The following is a 13,469-nucleotide window of genomic DNA, read 5'->3' as shown; positions in this document are numbered from 1 at the left end:
AAGATAAAAGCGAGCGCCGCCCGCTCGCCTCGCCGGAGTTGCAAGTGTCTGTCTGCACATTGGTTTTTGAGATGGCGCATGGCTGGCACGGAAAGAGGCCGTGCTGGCGCCTCAAACAGAAAAGGGATCAGCGTCAAAGCTCCGAGCGCCAGCCAGCGTACCCTGTCGTGCCGAAGGGCTGGGTAGGTCAATCTAAGCCATAATCGCTCGGTCGAGCGCTGCCGTCCCGGCGTCAGCCCGTCAAGGCTCGCGCTCCGCGCGACCGGCTCCGCCGGCTTACGGCCTTGACCGGCTGCTGACGAGCCGGTTCTCGGCTGCCAAGCGATCATGGCTTGCCGTGTGCGAGAGCATCCGCACCAGCGTCGAAACGAGCAACCTAGATCGACGGGGGAATGACAATTGCTGATCAACTTAGCCGCCACAGGGTATCGAAAGCGTTGCAACAGCAGCGCATTGCCAAGAATGACAAGTTGCGCCGGATACTCGCAATGTTTGCCGCGTTGTTGGAATTTGCTGGTGTTTCCTGCCCGAACCGACCGCGCACCTTGCGCGTTTTTATCCTGCCCTAAGCGGCTGGACTCTGTCGCAGTACCCCAGAGTAACGTGGCGTAGACATCGGCCGTTCAGTGAAGTGGCCAGGCTTGCCACAGTGGCGCCATGGCTCACCCTCACAAATCGCAGCGACGGCGTCCGCCGGACAGCGTACCAATTGACGATCTCTACGACTATGTGCGGGCGCCCGCGCGTCCTGACCGCGCTTCGGTGACATGGGCGGTGACGGACGACTGGCCGAAGGACGTGCCGGTGACCGAAACCGAGATTGATGTCTTCGAAGCCTGGTTCGGTGATCTGTTCGACGAGTTGTTTGGGAAAGGCTGAGGGGACATCACCATGGCTGCAACGGTTCGGGCGGCGCTCTACTTGCGGGTCTCAACAGGACGGCAGGCCGACAGCGATCTCTCCATCCCGGATCAGCGCCGCCAGGCGAAGGGCTATTGCGCATCGCGTGGGTGGGAGATTGTCGCCGACTATGTCGAGCCGGGCGCGTCCGCGACCGACGATCGGCGGCCGGAGTTCCAGCGCATGATTGACGCGGCGACGATCAAGCCGCCGGCATTCGATGTGATCCTCGTCCACAGCTTCAGCCGCTTCTTCCGCGACCAATTCCAGCTTGAGTTTTATGTCCGCCGGCTTGCCAAGAACGGTGTGCGTCTGGTGTCGATCACCCAGGAGCTCGGCGACGACCCGATGAGCAACATGATCCGCCAGATCATGGCGCTGTTCGACGAATACCAGTCCAAGGAGAACGCCAAGCATACGCTGCGGGCGATGAAGGAGAACGCGCGCCAGGGCTTCTGGAACGGCGCGCTGCCGCCGATCGGCTACCGCGTCGTCGAAGCCGCCGAGCAGCGCGGCCACCGCACCAAGAAGACACTGGAGATCGATCCGATCCAGGCCGAGACCGTGCGGCTGATCTATCGCCTGGCGCGCGAAGGAAACGGCTCATCCGGATCGATGGGCGTCAAATCGATTGCCAAGCATCTGAACGAGTCTGGCATTCGAACGCGCGATGGTGGACGCTGGGGCGTCGATGCCGTGCACAAGGTACTGACGCGAACGACGTATATCGGCCGCCACCGCTTCAACACCAAATTTTGGAAAACCCGCGAGCGCAAACCGGACACTGAAGTGGTCGAGATGGCGGTACCGCCGATCATCGAGGTCGCAGAGTTCGAGGCTGTGCAGACGCTGCTCAAGGCACGTAGCCCCGCAAGGAACGCGCCGCGTGTCGTCAGCGGACCGACCCTCCTTACCGGCATCTGCTTCTGCGCCACCTGCGGCGGGGCGATGACACTGAGGACCGGGAAGAGTGGGCGGTACAGGTACTACACGTGCTCGACCAAGGCGCGGCAGGGCGAGACTGGCTGCACGGGCCGTACCGTTCCGATGGAGAAGCTCGACAGCGCGGTGGCCGAGCATATCGAGCAACGCCTATTGCAACCCAAGCGTCTCGAGGAAGTCCTATCGGCCGTCCTTCATCGCCGGAAGGAGCGCGCCGAGCGCCGAACGACGCATATCGCCGAATTGCGCAAGCGTGCGACTGAGGCAGAAGCCAAACTCAAGCGGCTGTACGACGCCATTGAAAATGGGATCGCTGACGTGTCGGACCCGATGCTCAAGGAGCGCGTGACCGAGTTGAAGTCCATCCGCGACCAGGCCCGCGCCGACGCAGAGCGGGCCGAGGGCGCGCTCGATCGAGCCGGACCAAGCATCACACCGCAGACGCTGAAGACCTTCGCCGGCCAGGCCCGCAGGCGGATGCGGACCGGGGCGGGCGGCTACCGCCGCGACCACCTCCGAGCGCTGGCCCAACGGGTGGAAGTCGACGCGAAAGAGGTTCGCATCATGGGATCGAAAAGCGTGCTCCTGCGCACGCTCGTCGCCGCTTCCGGCGTAAAATCGGCAGGTTTTGGAGTGCCCAGTTTTGTACCGAACTGGCGCACCCGACACGATTCGAACGTGTGACCTTTGCCTTCGGAGGGCAACGCTCTATCCAGCTGAGCTACGGGTGCAGTGGGCTGGACAAGATCACGACGTCTCGTGCGCTTCTGTTTTCCCTTGAAAACCAATCCGTTACAGAGGCCAACGTAGCACACCGGTCCGAGCGTTGAAAGCGTCGTTCTATCCGCCCTGCCATACGCTGCGTCGCGTGTCACACCTGCATGTGACAGAAGTGTGCCAGGGTCACGGGGGGAAATCGCCTCGGCTTGCCTGACGCTGGCGTCTCGAATTTTTTTCACCAAATTCTAGGTCAGACTGCCGGGGCCTCTTGGTGAGGTCTTCTCCGGCAGGCCTGATCTAGCGGTGAGACAGGGCTGTAGCGATCACGCAGCCTGCTTCACGACCCCACCGCGAACGAACCTCCCGGGATTGCCTCGCCCGCCTCCTGCTTGGAAGGAGAACCCGGTGTCCTGCATCGCTCGCTGAACGAGAGCGTCTTCAAGATACCGTCTCTTGTTCTTCTGGAAGGATACGCCGGTGAGCCTCTGCAATTCGATAGTCGTGATCTCCGAGGCCTCCGTGGCATAGAGGAGAGAAACGAGACCCTTCACTCCTGGCTGCTTGATCTGCTCTGGGTTTCGCCGAGTTACGAACTTGGCGCCGGGGAACATCTTGTCCTTGTGCTGGATGAGCCTCTCGAACTCGCCGGTAATATAGAGGCGCTGTACCCCGCATACTCCTTCGCTGTCGATGTTCCTTGCGTTTCCTCGCATCGCGATCTGCTTCATCCAACGACAGAGATGGCCTTCGCGTATTGTTCCCAGTTCCTTGCGTTTGGGGTTCGGACTTTGAAAGGGAGCCAGCGCAGCCGATGTCGCTCGCTGCTGTCTAAGGCCCAAGCCAGTGCCGACCATGGCTCGCTTGGGGATATGAAACTCGCCGAACAAGAAGACTGCGGCCGCATCTTTCCAACGGTTAGACCCAATCCCTGACCCCCAGTGGATGAAACACACCCTGCGCCCTGCGAGGTCGATTGCTTCGCCGAACTCCCGATGAGCGTTCGGCAAATACTCGTGGTCGAGAAGAGCCTTGTGAACCACGGCCAGAACTCGTTCACCGGGGTGGCTGTTCTGCGTGATCGTCTCCATTATCCATTCTGCATACGGTTTGGCCCGACTGGCTTGCTTGACTATCTCGTTGATGGTGCACCCCTTCGGTGTGTCCGGTTCAATGTGCGTGACTGTGAGATTGCTGAAGTCCACGCGAGGTACGCGGACATGCTTGCGGTTGTTGACCAGGAGTGACACGCCGTCGATGTCTGCCGTGGCGTCTAGAAGGATGGTGCCTGGCCTGAGCGGCATGTTCATCTCATAGCCAACGAAACGTGCGCCTTTGCCGTATTCATCGTATCGGGATAGGAACGCAAAGCCCCTGGCGAGTGCACGGCCGAAGCCGAATACATGTCTCACTTGATCATCTGACGAGGTGATGTAGTCGTTCGCTTGATCAGAGCTGAACCAGCGCAGATCAACGTTTCCCGCTTGTGGGACTTCATCAAATGCATTCCGCCCAGGTGCTGTCTGCCAGACGGCCTCAAGGTGGTCATGCAGCTTAGTCAACTGGCCGACATGCTCGATGTTCGCCGTATGCCTCTCGGCCAACCTGTCGCGCACAGTCTTGATCAGGCCGGTATCGACATCGAAGATGCTGACATCAGCTGCTCTTTCATCAACGAACGTCAACAGGCGCGTTTTGCCTCGATACTCCGTCGCCTTGCTCGCTCGAGAGCCCATGTAGAACCTGTGGGTGGCGACGACGACGGGATACTTGGCAAGGGCGTCAACCGAGAAGCGATGTTCGGGAACGTATCCGTGCTGCCGCTCGATTGTTTCCGCCGAGGTGCTCCTGTCGTGGGCGCTGGTCCAAACGGCGACGTTTGCCTTGCCGATCAGGGTTCTCATGTCTCGGTACGTATCCTCCGCTTGCTGGATGGTCTCGACCAGGAACAGGACTGATCCCTCGGGGTGGGCTTGGGTGACGGCCTTGGCGAACGCCTGCGCATAGCTGGACTTGCCGCTGCCTGTCGGGGCTGAAACGACCCTGTACTGAGCGACGCCGCATTGACTATCTTCTATCGCCAATAGGCCAGCGGTGAAGATCGCCTGCGCGACCTCTCTGTCGAACTTAGTGATCTGTTTATTGCGTAGCCTTGCTTGCTCCTTGATGGCTGCATCGTAGGCTTGTTCTAATTTTCTGAGCATTATGGTCTCTTGATTGAGCCCCCTGCTGCGCCAGCAAGGAGGGCCTGGAGGACTGGGGCCTCCTCAGAGCGCTGCTAGGCACAGTGAGGAGGTCCTCGTGAAATTGGTCTTCCCGTCGGTTACGGGCGAAAGCTCCTCAGGATGCTATAAGTAATAAGCACGATGAGGAGGTTTGTTGGTCAGGCGACCTCAGCCAGAGCTGAGTGAAGGGCGAGGACGGCCTTCTTTCTTTCCTCCTCTTCCCTCTTCTCAAGCTGGGCTACCCGCACACCCGCTTGGCCGAATAACTCGACCAGAACGCCACCCAGGTACTCGGTTGTCCTCGGTTCGAGCAGCTTCATGGCCCGTCGCGTCCGCCCATCGGCTGCTCCGTCCCACTCCGAGAAGCTCGCAGTGGAGAGGCTCCTCACCCTCCTCACGAGCTGGGCTCGGAACGCGGCTTCGGACTTGAAGAGGCGGGGATCGTGCTCCTGGAGCAGGTACATCGCTACAGTCGTGATCGCGACCTCCCGGCCGGAGGTGTTGTCAGCCAACCTCACCAGTTCCTTCGCTGCGCTCCGGACGAAGCGGTAGATCGTCGTCGGTGGCTGGGATCGCCAGCTGCTCGTCCAGGCCTCCCAGCGTTGGTCACAGATAGACCACAGCTTCGCTTCGGGCTGTTTGGCAATTCTCGCCTGGACCTTTTCAATGAACGGCTTCAAGTCGGCTTTGCCGACGGTCCGCTGCTCCTCGTGGCCGTGACGACGCTTCCGGGACCGATGTTGGGAACAAAGTTGGGAATAACCAGCGCGAGGTTTCGCGCAACCGCTCACGCGGCAAAATGACGGCATCTGCAGTTCCTTGTTGTTATACTTTTTGCAGCCATCCCCACACAGACAGACGCAGACAGAAAACTCACACACCGGATGTGTCCGGGGTGACGCCTGTCATGCGACGATGAATGCGGTGAACTATTTGGAGCAGCCGTGCGCCGAGGGCAACAAGAGCCTTTGGCACTCGATTTGGCACGAATTGACCTTTTTCCGAGTGCCCTCAATGGCCCGCAACGGTCTGCAGAACCGTTTACATTTCGATTCCTGGCCATTGTTGCGCGGGAGCCACAGCGAGCCCAACGCGCCGGTCACGTCCTAATGGACTTGCGTAGTCACCGACGGGTGCGTCGGCTTACCTTGGCCTCACGACTTGGCGGACAAAGTTATCCAACGACCTCCCGCCGGGTGAGTGAGCAATAGACGAGTACTTGTGCGCGAGGTGAACGGCGATCAGTGAATTCTCGTACAAATCCATTTGCATCAGCTCGATAAGTGAAACCGCTCTATCCAAATTCTCTCCGTAAGCAGCGAGATCCATCTTTGCCTCGCGGAACGGACGCCCTCCCACTGCTTCCTTGTTCGGAAAAGGATAGGCCAAGCATACATCGAAAACCTTGCCCGATGCGGTTCTCAGAATGAAGGTTTGGCCATAGTAGGTCTCGCTGCCAAAATTTTTATCACGCGCTACTGCAGCTGGCTGGATGTACCTGTACCGATATTCGTCAGAAACAGGGAGGAGCCAAGTTCCGTCTCTCTTTGTCACGCCGCCGTCCGCTGATTGCAGGACGTGGTCTATCGCCTGCGCGTGTTCGACCACTTTTCCGGTTTTGGATAGGCCAACAACGAGAGGACCATGCTGATTTCGTCCTCTCGCGTCGTTCCTAAGTTCATCAATCAGCGACATCAACCCACGGTGAAACCGCGCGGGCTCCCCGAAAATCGCGAGAGGACCATCCACGATTGCGAACAGGTTGTCAGTAACCGTGGGATCAATCCTGTATGCAGATCTGAGCATGTGCGCGAGCAATAAGTGCTCCATCGCGGTCATGAGGCGATTGAAGCACTCCAGGTTACTGCCTTCATCAGAGAAGGCTTCGTGAACTCGGAGTGCATCAGTTAAATAGACACTTTTGGTAGGATCGTCAGGCGCTGGCGCAAAACCCGGTTCTACCGGTACGAACAATTCTTGCTCCAGCGCTACATCGGTGGCGGGCGATTTCCTCCCTGCTCCGAAAAGAATACCGGCCTTGCCGTTGCGGGTGACCAGGCTACCCATGCGGCCGATCAAATCAACATAGGTGTTGTAGAGCGTCTCTCCGCCGCTGATCAAATCGGGGTTCTTGAAACTTTGGAAGATCGTCTCCCGTAGCACACACCGAGATGACTGATGCGAACCACGTAGAATACCCGCTCCGGGAAGGACCATCGACAGCGATTGGGACATGCGCTGTACTCGAGCAATTTCGATGGGGTCGATGAACCTGGCGTTTGTGTTTTTCAAGCGCTGATAATCGGGTAGCAGCAGCAAAATGTTTGAGAATTTCAAAAAACCAACGCGAACCGAGGGAAACCTTTCCTGAACCACAGCTTCATAGGGCGATCCATCACTAGCGAGGATCACCCCTTCGGTTAGGGGCTTAACCCTCCCCGATACGTTCACCAAGAGAGATTCGATTTCATCTGCTCTCGCACCGGCGGCTGCATCATAGGAGCACCCTGAAAGGAAGCTCGCGACCTCCTGGTTCTTTATTATGTCAAAATGGGAAGTGGCCGACGAGCCTTCGTTTGCGTATGGCATGGCTCATCACATCGGTGGAAGGGGCGAGAACCAACTACAACCGGCTTGCTTCAGGCGAGCGTATTCCTGTCGAAAGCGATTCACATCGAAGAAATCAATCTGAGTTGGCGTGATAAAGTTCGAACTGAGTGTTTTGATCCTAGCAAACCCGACGTCCTGACAGCGTTTAAGGCTCTCGGCAAAATCGACGAAATCGTAATAACTGGAGAGCGCCCGGATTTCGCCGTCGTTGTTGAGATGCGTAACAAAAAGGTTCTCTGTATTTGCGAGAATATTTGCATGGATAGAGGAGGGCTCTTGCGTCGCATACACGAGCGAGATCCCGTACTTTGCTCCCTCTTTCGCTATTCTCGGCCACGTCTCGTCGAGTTCGGCAGACTTACCGATGAGATTGTGCGCCTCTTCAACGTAGAGAACAACTCGAGGAGGCACTTGGCCCTGGACAAACCGATCGGATGATTCTCGGAAGATCCGCGCAGCAATCGTTTCGGCCATTCTTTCCCGAACGCTAGGGGGGCCGACAGAAAGGTCCAGAATGACGATGCGGCCCATCGAAAGGAGCTGATAGATGTCCCGTCCGATGTCAGCCGAACCGCCCGGCGAATGAAATTGCAACGCCGCAGCTCGAATGGCGTTTGATGAACGGATGGGGTTGTCGTTCTTACTGGATCGCCCAACGAGGACACTGAGAAGAGCATATTCTACAGAGTTTAGCCATTTGCGATTTCCTGTACCTCGGATTCCGTGAAGCTCGTCGGGTCCACCCAAGGTTTTCTCGACCCCCCTAACCACCGTCCAAAACTCAACGGCCTGCTGCGGAGCGACGTCGTACTTGCCTGAACCGCGCGATTGCAATTGGAAGTAGGCGATTACGGCGGCGGCCTTGCCAGCCTTGTTCGTGGCTGGCGTCGCCTGCGCAGCAGCGATATTTGGATCGTTCTCGTAAATTGCAGCTAATGCGTCCTGTCCGACCGGAATAGTAATCCGATAGTTAGCCGGTGCCGCGAACCCTGCCTTCGAAAGTATGCAGCGGTACATGGAAACTTGACGTTCCCATCTCGTATGCTCGCTATGGTTGGCCGGGTCTGGTTCGGAGAGGTCGTGAGCCAATAATGTTTGCAAGTCGTCGCTCATTGAGCCGCCAGTATCCCGCAAGTTGGCGGCAATGAAAGACAAGCCTAACTCTAAGCTCTCATAGAAGTTCGCGCGTACGTCTCTAAATCCCGCGGTTGTTAGCGCCCGATATCTCACAGTGTTGTCCGCGAACACCTCAGCGATCGAGCTTCCCTGGTCTTGTTGGTTTGCATTGGAATACTCGCCGTTGATATCAAAGATTAGTTGGCCAACCGCGAGGTCTGTCTCAAACGCCGATAGTCCAACTGCCGATACCATGGTTTTTGTTGTGTTAGATTTTCCGGTTCGGGTCATTCCAAATACAGCGGTGCGCCGCCCCAGAAAGTCGCCCGGGAAGATAGTGACAGGCACGTCCGGCTCGGCAGCACCAAAATGACTTGAGGACGTAAATCTCACCTTACCAATCCGAAAGGGAGTTGGCTCTCTCCGCATCCCCATAGCTGCAGCATCGGCGATAGCTTTGTCGTGGCGGATAGGGTCTACAAAATTCACGATTGTGTTTAGTGCGTCAGAAGTCGGCCGTTGAACTCTCATGTGTCTGGCGGCGAAGAAATCTTCCATGTCGGCGCCAAATCGCAGGCGCTGATCAGGCCCCATGAAGAACGTGCCTAGCACTTTGCATTCAATGCCGCTCCATTGCAGCATTCCCTTTGATAAAGGTTCCATAGCTGCGAGGGTGGGGTCGCGCGTGTCTGGATTATTTTGGAAGTGCTCAAGGATGGCTCTCAGGGTGTCGCGGTCCGTTGAAATTTCGGCGCGGCCCACGATCCTCAAGAGCACAATTCGCTTGTCGATGTCAGGGCAGCTAGCGTACTGCGTGGCGTCCATCGCGGTCGCCAGCAGATAACTGTTCATCGGGAGCCCATTACATGCTTCGCGCCAGAAGTCGTTGGTCATCACGGTCATGTCGGAGTAGCTTGTGTGAATCGTAAATCCGACGAACCTGCTGTTCGTACTGTCGGCAATCAGGCGAACTAAAGGATTGGACGAAGCCGACATCCGGTTGATGACATTCTCAAGCATCACTTTACTCCCCCTGCGAATGCGCGAACCTGACCCAAGTGAGACTGCGTTGATACACTCCGTGGGCAAGGAAGCGGCCTGGGCCGCCTTGCAATCACCTTCTTGTTTCTCAAGAGCGCAATCAGATTCGAAACGAGGATTTCTGACGCTACTGTTCTTCGTCCGTCGTCTACTCTTGCGGTGTATTGCAGATTAACCGTCGCGAACCCTGCGTTAGCGGCGTAGAGCTTGCGAGCTGTTGGTCTGTCATCGTATGAGAGGATCCAATGACCTGGCAGATGCTCCACTTGGCGAGCCAGTTCTTCGTGCTGCGATTTGCCAAAATAATACCGATAGAGACGATCCGCCTTCTCGAAGAAGGGAGGGTCTAAGTACCAGAGCAAACCTTTGGCTGAATTTCTGGCGATGCGGCGAGATCGCATCTGAGCGGCTGTCATTTGCCAGCTCTGGCAGCGTACGAAGTCCACCCGGCCCCTCAGTCGCGACAACTGGATGATGCGCTCGGCAAGCCTTTCCGAGTTGTAGCGACAATCAATGCGGTTCGCTCCCGACTGGCTGTAGCCCCCAATCGGGCCCGCCCGCTGTGCTAGTGAACCGGAAAAGCTTGTGCGGTTCAGAAAGAAACATTTGAAAGCCTGATCAACGATCCCTCTAGGCTCAAGGTTTTTCTGTTTTTTCCATTCTTGGAGGGTAACGGGGGTATCGTAGATTTGGTCTGCAAGCTTGGCCGCCTGGGCCGAAAACACTACCGACCAGAAAGCTGCGATTAGTGGATCGGCATCGGCCAGCGCAATGCGATCGACCACATCTGCCTCCAGAAGCGCCAGCGATACGGCGGCTCCTCCAGCGAACGGCTCAACCAGCAGTTCGACGCTCGCGTCAGACCTCCCGATAAGATCGATTAAGAGCGGAACTAGTTTTCTTTTTCCTCCCGGGTACCTAAGCGGCGACAGATCAGGTTTGATAAGAATCCGACGGGCCAGATCAATCAAAGCGGTATTCAAACGAAGCTCCCCCAACTGCCAATGGTTGAGCTTATCCGATTCTTCAACGTGGCTCAGCTTCAGCTTTCGTCGAGTGCGGACGTCCTTAACCGTTTCCTTGTCGTGGCGGGGACTGTTGGTAGCGGGCTGCTCCTAGACGGCGCTGTCTCATACAAATGGTGTTTGCTCTGAGACGTCATTTGTCCCAAAATGTTGGGTATCCTATTGAGACAAAGGGGCTGAGGAATGCTGGTCGGCTACGCCCGAACGAACGCAACCGAGCGGCAATCGGCACTGGAGGTGCAAACGCATGAGCTGAAGGCCCACGGGTGTATCGAGGTCTTCCAGGAGCGGGCCTCCTCCGGGAGCCGCCGCGACCAGCTAGAGAGATGTCTGCAGCTCGTTCGAAAGGATGACGGCCTAGTCGTGACAGAGCTAAGCCGTTTGGCCCGGTCGATTGGCGAATTGGTGAAGATCATCGGCACTCTTGGGGAGAAGGGGGCGACCTTGAAGATACTCGGAATGAATCTCGACACGGGTACCGAGCGAGGCAGGTTGTTAGTTGATCTAGTTAGCTCAATTGCGCAATTCGAAAGGGAGATCAGGCTTGAACGGCAGCGCGAAGGGATCGGCAAGGCGAAGGATCTAGGCAAGTACAAAGGGCGGGCCGCGACAGCACGAGCGAAGGCGAGCGAGGTGCAGAAATTGCGGAGGTCTGGGAAGGCAGCAAGCGAAATTGCTATTCAAGTCGGTATAAGCCGTGCGAGCGTGTATCGCATTCTCGCGGAGGCCTGAAATGGACGGCATCTACTCCATAACGTACAGGGGAGCTTCTGATTGGGGCATGGGGATGCTCTTGTTCAAGGCCGGGTGCCTGACAGGAGCCGACGTGGGGGGAGTTCTTTATGACGGCACCTACCGCGATGCCCAGGGGCTTGTGACAGTTGATGCAGAGATGACAGTTCCACCTGGAGCCACGTTGGCACAAGGGATTCCGGCAAGGCCAGTCGCCTACAAACTTCCCTTCAAAGCCGAGGTGCCTCGTGAGGCCTTGCAGGATGGACGACCTGTCCTCATCCAATTGCCTGTAGGTCCGGTAAACGTGATCTTCAAGTTCCTTCGGGGCTTGGACTGATGAGCAAAGTCATCAGTTCTCCTTGCAATCTTTGTAGACGCGAAACCGATCACGATGTCTTGGACACATTTACGAATAATGACCATGGTCCAAACGGAGAGGTTAGAGCTGCTACGGAGTATGCCCTAAGGTGCAGGGGATGCCGCAGCTTCTCGGTGCGAATTGAGGATTGGTACTTCGATGGCGTTCCAGAAGAGGGAAACGAACCCACTCTGACAGAGGTTACATTTCGACCGCCTCGCGCTTGGGCGTGGCCACCTGAATGGCTCGATGCGCTCGAGACCTTAGACAACGACCTGTTCGGTCTACTGAAGGAGGTCTACTCAGCGGCGAACGATGAGCAGGTGCGGCTCTTGTCTATGGGCACAAGGACGGCTCTTGACCATCTCATGAACACTGTCCTTGGCGGAGACCTAGGGCCGTTCGAAAAGAAATTGGGAGAGATGGTCGCGCAGGGCCACATCACCGGAAAGCAGAAGGAGGCGCTTGAAATCGTCATTGACGCAGGTTCGGCGTCGAGCCACCGAGCATTCAAGCCTCCACGCCAGTTGATCCAGGCGATGCTTGCAACGATGGAAGGTCTTATTCGAGACCATTACATCACCGGTCCCATGCTCAAAACCGCAGCAAGTCTCATCCCGCCGCGTCCGCCTCGAAAGAAGACCTGATGGTTTTAGCCGCTGGGGCGTAGACGAAAGCGGGGAACCTATACCGCTTCTGTCCACGCAATGGCGCTCGTCCCGCGTTGGCTTTCAGAGTTCGGCCTAGCCGCTAAGGAATCACCCACGTTACCCCAAGTTTGGGGGTCTTTTTGTTGCACCTTCGCAGCGTCCACACCAGCCTGGGTGTTCACGCTCCCATTCCTCCTCATGAACCTCCCGTGCCGCGAGCCTTTCCAGTTCTTTTTGCAGCACATCATTGGATCGCTCGATCGACTGTTGTTGGCCTTTGTACACGCATCCGAAAAAGAAGCCGATCATTCCACAAGTCCATAGAGCAAACCACCTGCCCACTTCATCGGAATGGCTGTAGAGCGCGACCACGAATAGGCCGACCCAGATCAGGTTAATGATGGGAACGAAGATGCTCACAGCTAGCTCCCGTCCGAGGAGGGTTGTGACAGGCTCAATTTACGAGCGATCCGCTCGGGCTGGAGATGCGTATACCGGGCCAGCATACGCGGTTCTCGGTGACCGCTGATCAGCGCCACTTCGGGTACAGAAAGACCCGTCTCGAAGAAGCGAGAAACAGCTTCGTGACGGAGATCATGGAGCCGCAGACTGGTCAAACCAGCCCTCACGCGGAGGCGCTCCCAAGCGAGCCGCACAGCGTTAGCTGCAACTGGAAAAACCTTGTCATCGCTTCTTGGAAGGTTCTGAAGGGTTCTTATTGCCTCTGGTGTAAGCGGAATGCGCCGCGGGTGGCCGTTCTTCGTCTTTAGGATTTGAACGGTGCTATTGCCAAAATCGATGTCCCGCCAACGGATCGACAAAAGCTCACCACGACGCATCCCGGTCTCGACAAGCAGGATGATGAAGGGGCGCAGATACCAAGCCGAACGCTTGCCGATGGCAGCGTGGAGCTGGCGCTCGTCCTCGCCCAGCAAACGACGCTCCCTTGGGCGGGCATCCTCTGGCAGTCGTATCTGTTTGACTGGGTTCTCCTTGACTGGCAGACCCCACTCTCGTCTAGCCACCTCGAATACGTGACGAAGGACGACCAGTTCACGTCGCACCGAGGCAGGTTTGACCATCTTGAGCCGGTCGTCACGATACTGGGTGACCAGCATTCCAGAGAGGTTGTTCAGGCTCGTCTGAGATG

13 protein-coding genes and 1 tRNA gene are annotated in these 13,469 nt (G+C 57.1%); 6 read left to right on the top strand and 8 right to left on the bottom strand.

Annotated elements, in window-relative coordinates; translation table 11 throughout:
* Positions 1-392: 392 nt before the first annotated feature.
* The 3 genes from MTR72_RS39930 to MTR72_RS39920 all read left to right on the top strand — a co-directional run bounded on the left by MTR72_RS39930 (position 393) and on the right by MTR72_RS39920 (position 2,526).
* Positions 393-569 (top strand): hypothetical protein, encoded by a 177-nt coding sequence (locus MTR72_RS39930; protein WP_280967277.1) that lies wholly within the window; start codon positions 393-395, stop codon positions 567-569.
* 88 nt (positions 570-657) lie between these two features.
* Positions 658-879 (top strand): hypothetical protein, encoded by a 222-nt coding sequence (locus MTR72_RS39925; protein ID WP_280967276.1) that lies wholly within the window; start codon positions 658-660, stop codon positions 877-879.
* Positions 880-891: 12 nt separating this feature from the next.
* On the top strand, positions 892-2,526 hold the full coding sequence (locus MTR72_RS39920) for a recombinase family protein (RefSeq protein WP_280967275.1): 1,635 nt from the start codon (positions 892-894) through the stop codon (positions 2,524-2,526).
* Here the strand turns inward: MTR72_RS39920 and MTR72_RS39915 are convergent.
* The 6 genes from MTR72_RS39915 to MTR72_RS39890 form a co-directional block, all read right to left on the bottom strand.
* A tRNA-Arg gene (locus tag MTR72_RS39915) sits at positions 2,497-2,573 on the bottom strand. The two genes, MTR72_RS39920 and MTR72_RS39915, sit on opposite strands and share 30 nt — an antisense overlap.
* Positions 2,574-2,885: 312 nt before the next feature.
* The gene (locus tag MTR72_RS39910) at positions 2,886-4,763 is read right to left on the bottom strand and encodes a DEAD/DEAH box helicase family protein (RefSeq protein ID WP_341512320.1); all 1,878 of its coding nucleotides are present in this window, start codon (positions 4,761-4,763) and stop codon (positions 2,886-2,888) included.
* Positions 4,764-4,942: 179 nt separating this feature from the next.
* The gene (locus tag MTR72_RS39905; protein WP_341512319.1) at positions 4,943-5,464 is read right to left on the bottom strand and encodes a hypothetical protein; all 522 of its coding nucleotides are present in this window, start codon (positions 5,462-5,464) and stop codon (positions 4,943-4,945) included.
* A 463-nt stretch (positions 5,465-5,927) separates the two neighbouring features.
* Positions 5,928-7,373 carry a hypothetical protein gene (locus MTR72_RS39900; RefSeq protein ID WP_341512318.1) on the bottom strand — a complete coding sequence of 482 codons (1,446 nt, stop codon included), beginning with the start codon at positions 7,371-7,373 and terminating at the stop codon, positions 5,928-5,930.
* A gap of 6 nt (positions 7,374-7,379) precedes the next feature.
* Positions 7,380-9,530 (bottom strand): ATP-binding protein, encoded by a 2,151-nt coding sequence (locus tag MTR72_RS39895; RefSeq protein ID WP_341512317.1) that lies wholly within the window; start codon positions 9,528-9,530, stop codon positions 7,380-7,382.
* On the bottom strand, positions 9,530-10,534 hold the full coding sequence (locus tag MTR72_RS39890; RefSeq protein WP_341512316.1) for a DNA adenine methylase: 1,005 nt from the start codon (positions 10,532-10,534) through the stop codon (positions 9,530-9,532). The genes MTR72_RS39895 and MTR72_RS39890 overlap by 1 nt, the downstream gene beginning before the upstream one ends.
* Before the next feature lie 225 nt (positions 10,535-10,759).
* Here MTR72_RS39890 and MTR72_RS39885 point away from each other — a divergent pair, with 225 nt between their 5' ends.
* The 3 genes from MTR72_RS39885 to MTR72_RS39875 all read left to right on the top strand — a co-directional run bounded on the left by MTR72_RS39885 (position 10,760) and on the right by MTR72_RS39875 (position 12,316).
* On the top strand, positions 10,760-11,308 hold the full coding sequence (locus MTR72_RS39885; protein ID WP_341512315.1) for a recombinase family protein: 549 nt from the start codon (positions 10,760-10,762) through the stop codon (positions 11,306-11,308).
* A 1-nt stretch (position 11,309) separates the two neighbouring features.
* The gene (locus MTR72_RS39880) at positions 11,310-11,648 is read left to right on the top strand and encodes a hypothetical protein (protein WP_341512314.1); all 339 of its coding nucleotides are present in this window, start codon (positions 11,310-11,312) and stop codon (positions 11,646-11,648) included.
* Positions 11,649-11,803: 155 nt separating this feature from the next.
* Positions 11,804-12,316, top strand: coding sequence for a DUF4145 domain-containing protein (locus MTR72_RS39875; RefSeq protein WP_341512313.1), 513 nt, complete (start codon positions 11,804-11,806; stop codon positions 12,314-12,316).
* Between the two features lie 120 nt (positions 12,317-12,436).
* Here MTR72_RS39875 and MTR72_RS39870 read toward each other — a convergent pair whose 3' ends face one another.
* Positions 12,437-12,739: a hypothetical protein gene (locus tag MTR72_RS39870; protein WP_341512312.1), complete on the bottom strand. Its 303-nt coding sequence runs from the start codon at positions 12,737-12,739 to the stop codon at positions 12,437-12,439.
* Positions 12,740-12,741: 2 nt separating this feature from the next.
* On the bottom strand, positions 12,742-13,469 hold a 728-nt coding region (locus MTR72_RS39865; RefSeq protein ID WP_341512311.1), incomplete at its 5' end, for a tyrosine-type recombinase/integrase.

This window comes from Bradyrhizobium sp. ISRA442, from assembly GCF_038085055.1.
Taxonomy (GTDB): domain Bacteria; phylum Pseudomonadota; class Alphaproteobacteria; order Rhizobiales; family Xanthobacteraceae; genus Bradyrhizobium.
Note: the sequence above shows the minus strand (reverse complement) of the source record. Positions and strands in the feature narration are given on the sequence as shown.

What these genes read in the sequence shown, in the direction of transcription:
- MTR72_RS39930 (WP_280967277.1), top strand. Translation starts at nt 393, where the DNA reads ATGACAATTGCTGATCAACTTAGCCGCCACAGGGTATCGAAAGCGTTG.
- MTR72_RS39920 (WP_280967275.1), top strand. Translation starts at nt 892, where the DNA reads ATGGCTGCAACGGTTCGGGCGGCGCTCTACTTGCGGGTCTCAACAGGA.
- MTR72_RS39895 (WP_341512317.1), bottom strand. Translation starts at nt 9,530, where the DNA reads ATGCTTGAGAATGTCATCAACCGGATGTCGGCTTCGTCCAATCCTTTA.
- MTR72_RS39880 (WP_341512314.1), top strand. Translation starts at nt 11,310, where the DNA reads ATGGACGGCATCTACTCCATAACGTACAGGGGAGCTTCTGATTGGGGC.
- MTR72_RS39900 (WP_341512318.1), bottom strand. Translation starts at nt 7,373, where the DNA reads ATGCCATACGCAAACGAAGGCTCGTCGGCCACTTCCCATTTTGACATA.
- MTR72_RS39910 (WP_341512320.1), bottom strand. Translation starts at nt 4,763, where the DNA reads ATGCTCAGAAAATTAGAACAAGCCTACGATGCAGCCATCAAGGAGCAA.
- MTR72_RS39925 (WP_280967276.1), top strand. Translation starts at nt 658, where the DNA reads ATGGCTCACCCTCACAAATCGCAGCGACGGCGTCCGCCGGACAGCGTA.
- MTR72_RS39885 (WP_341512315.1), top strand. Translation starts at nt 10,760, where the DNA reads ATGCTGGTCGGCTACGCCCGAACGAACGCAACCGAGCGGCAATCGGCA.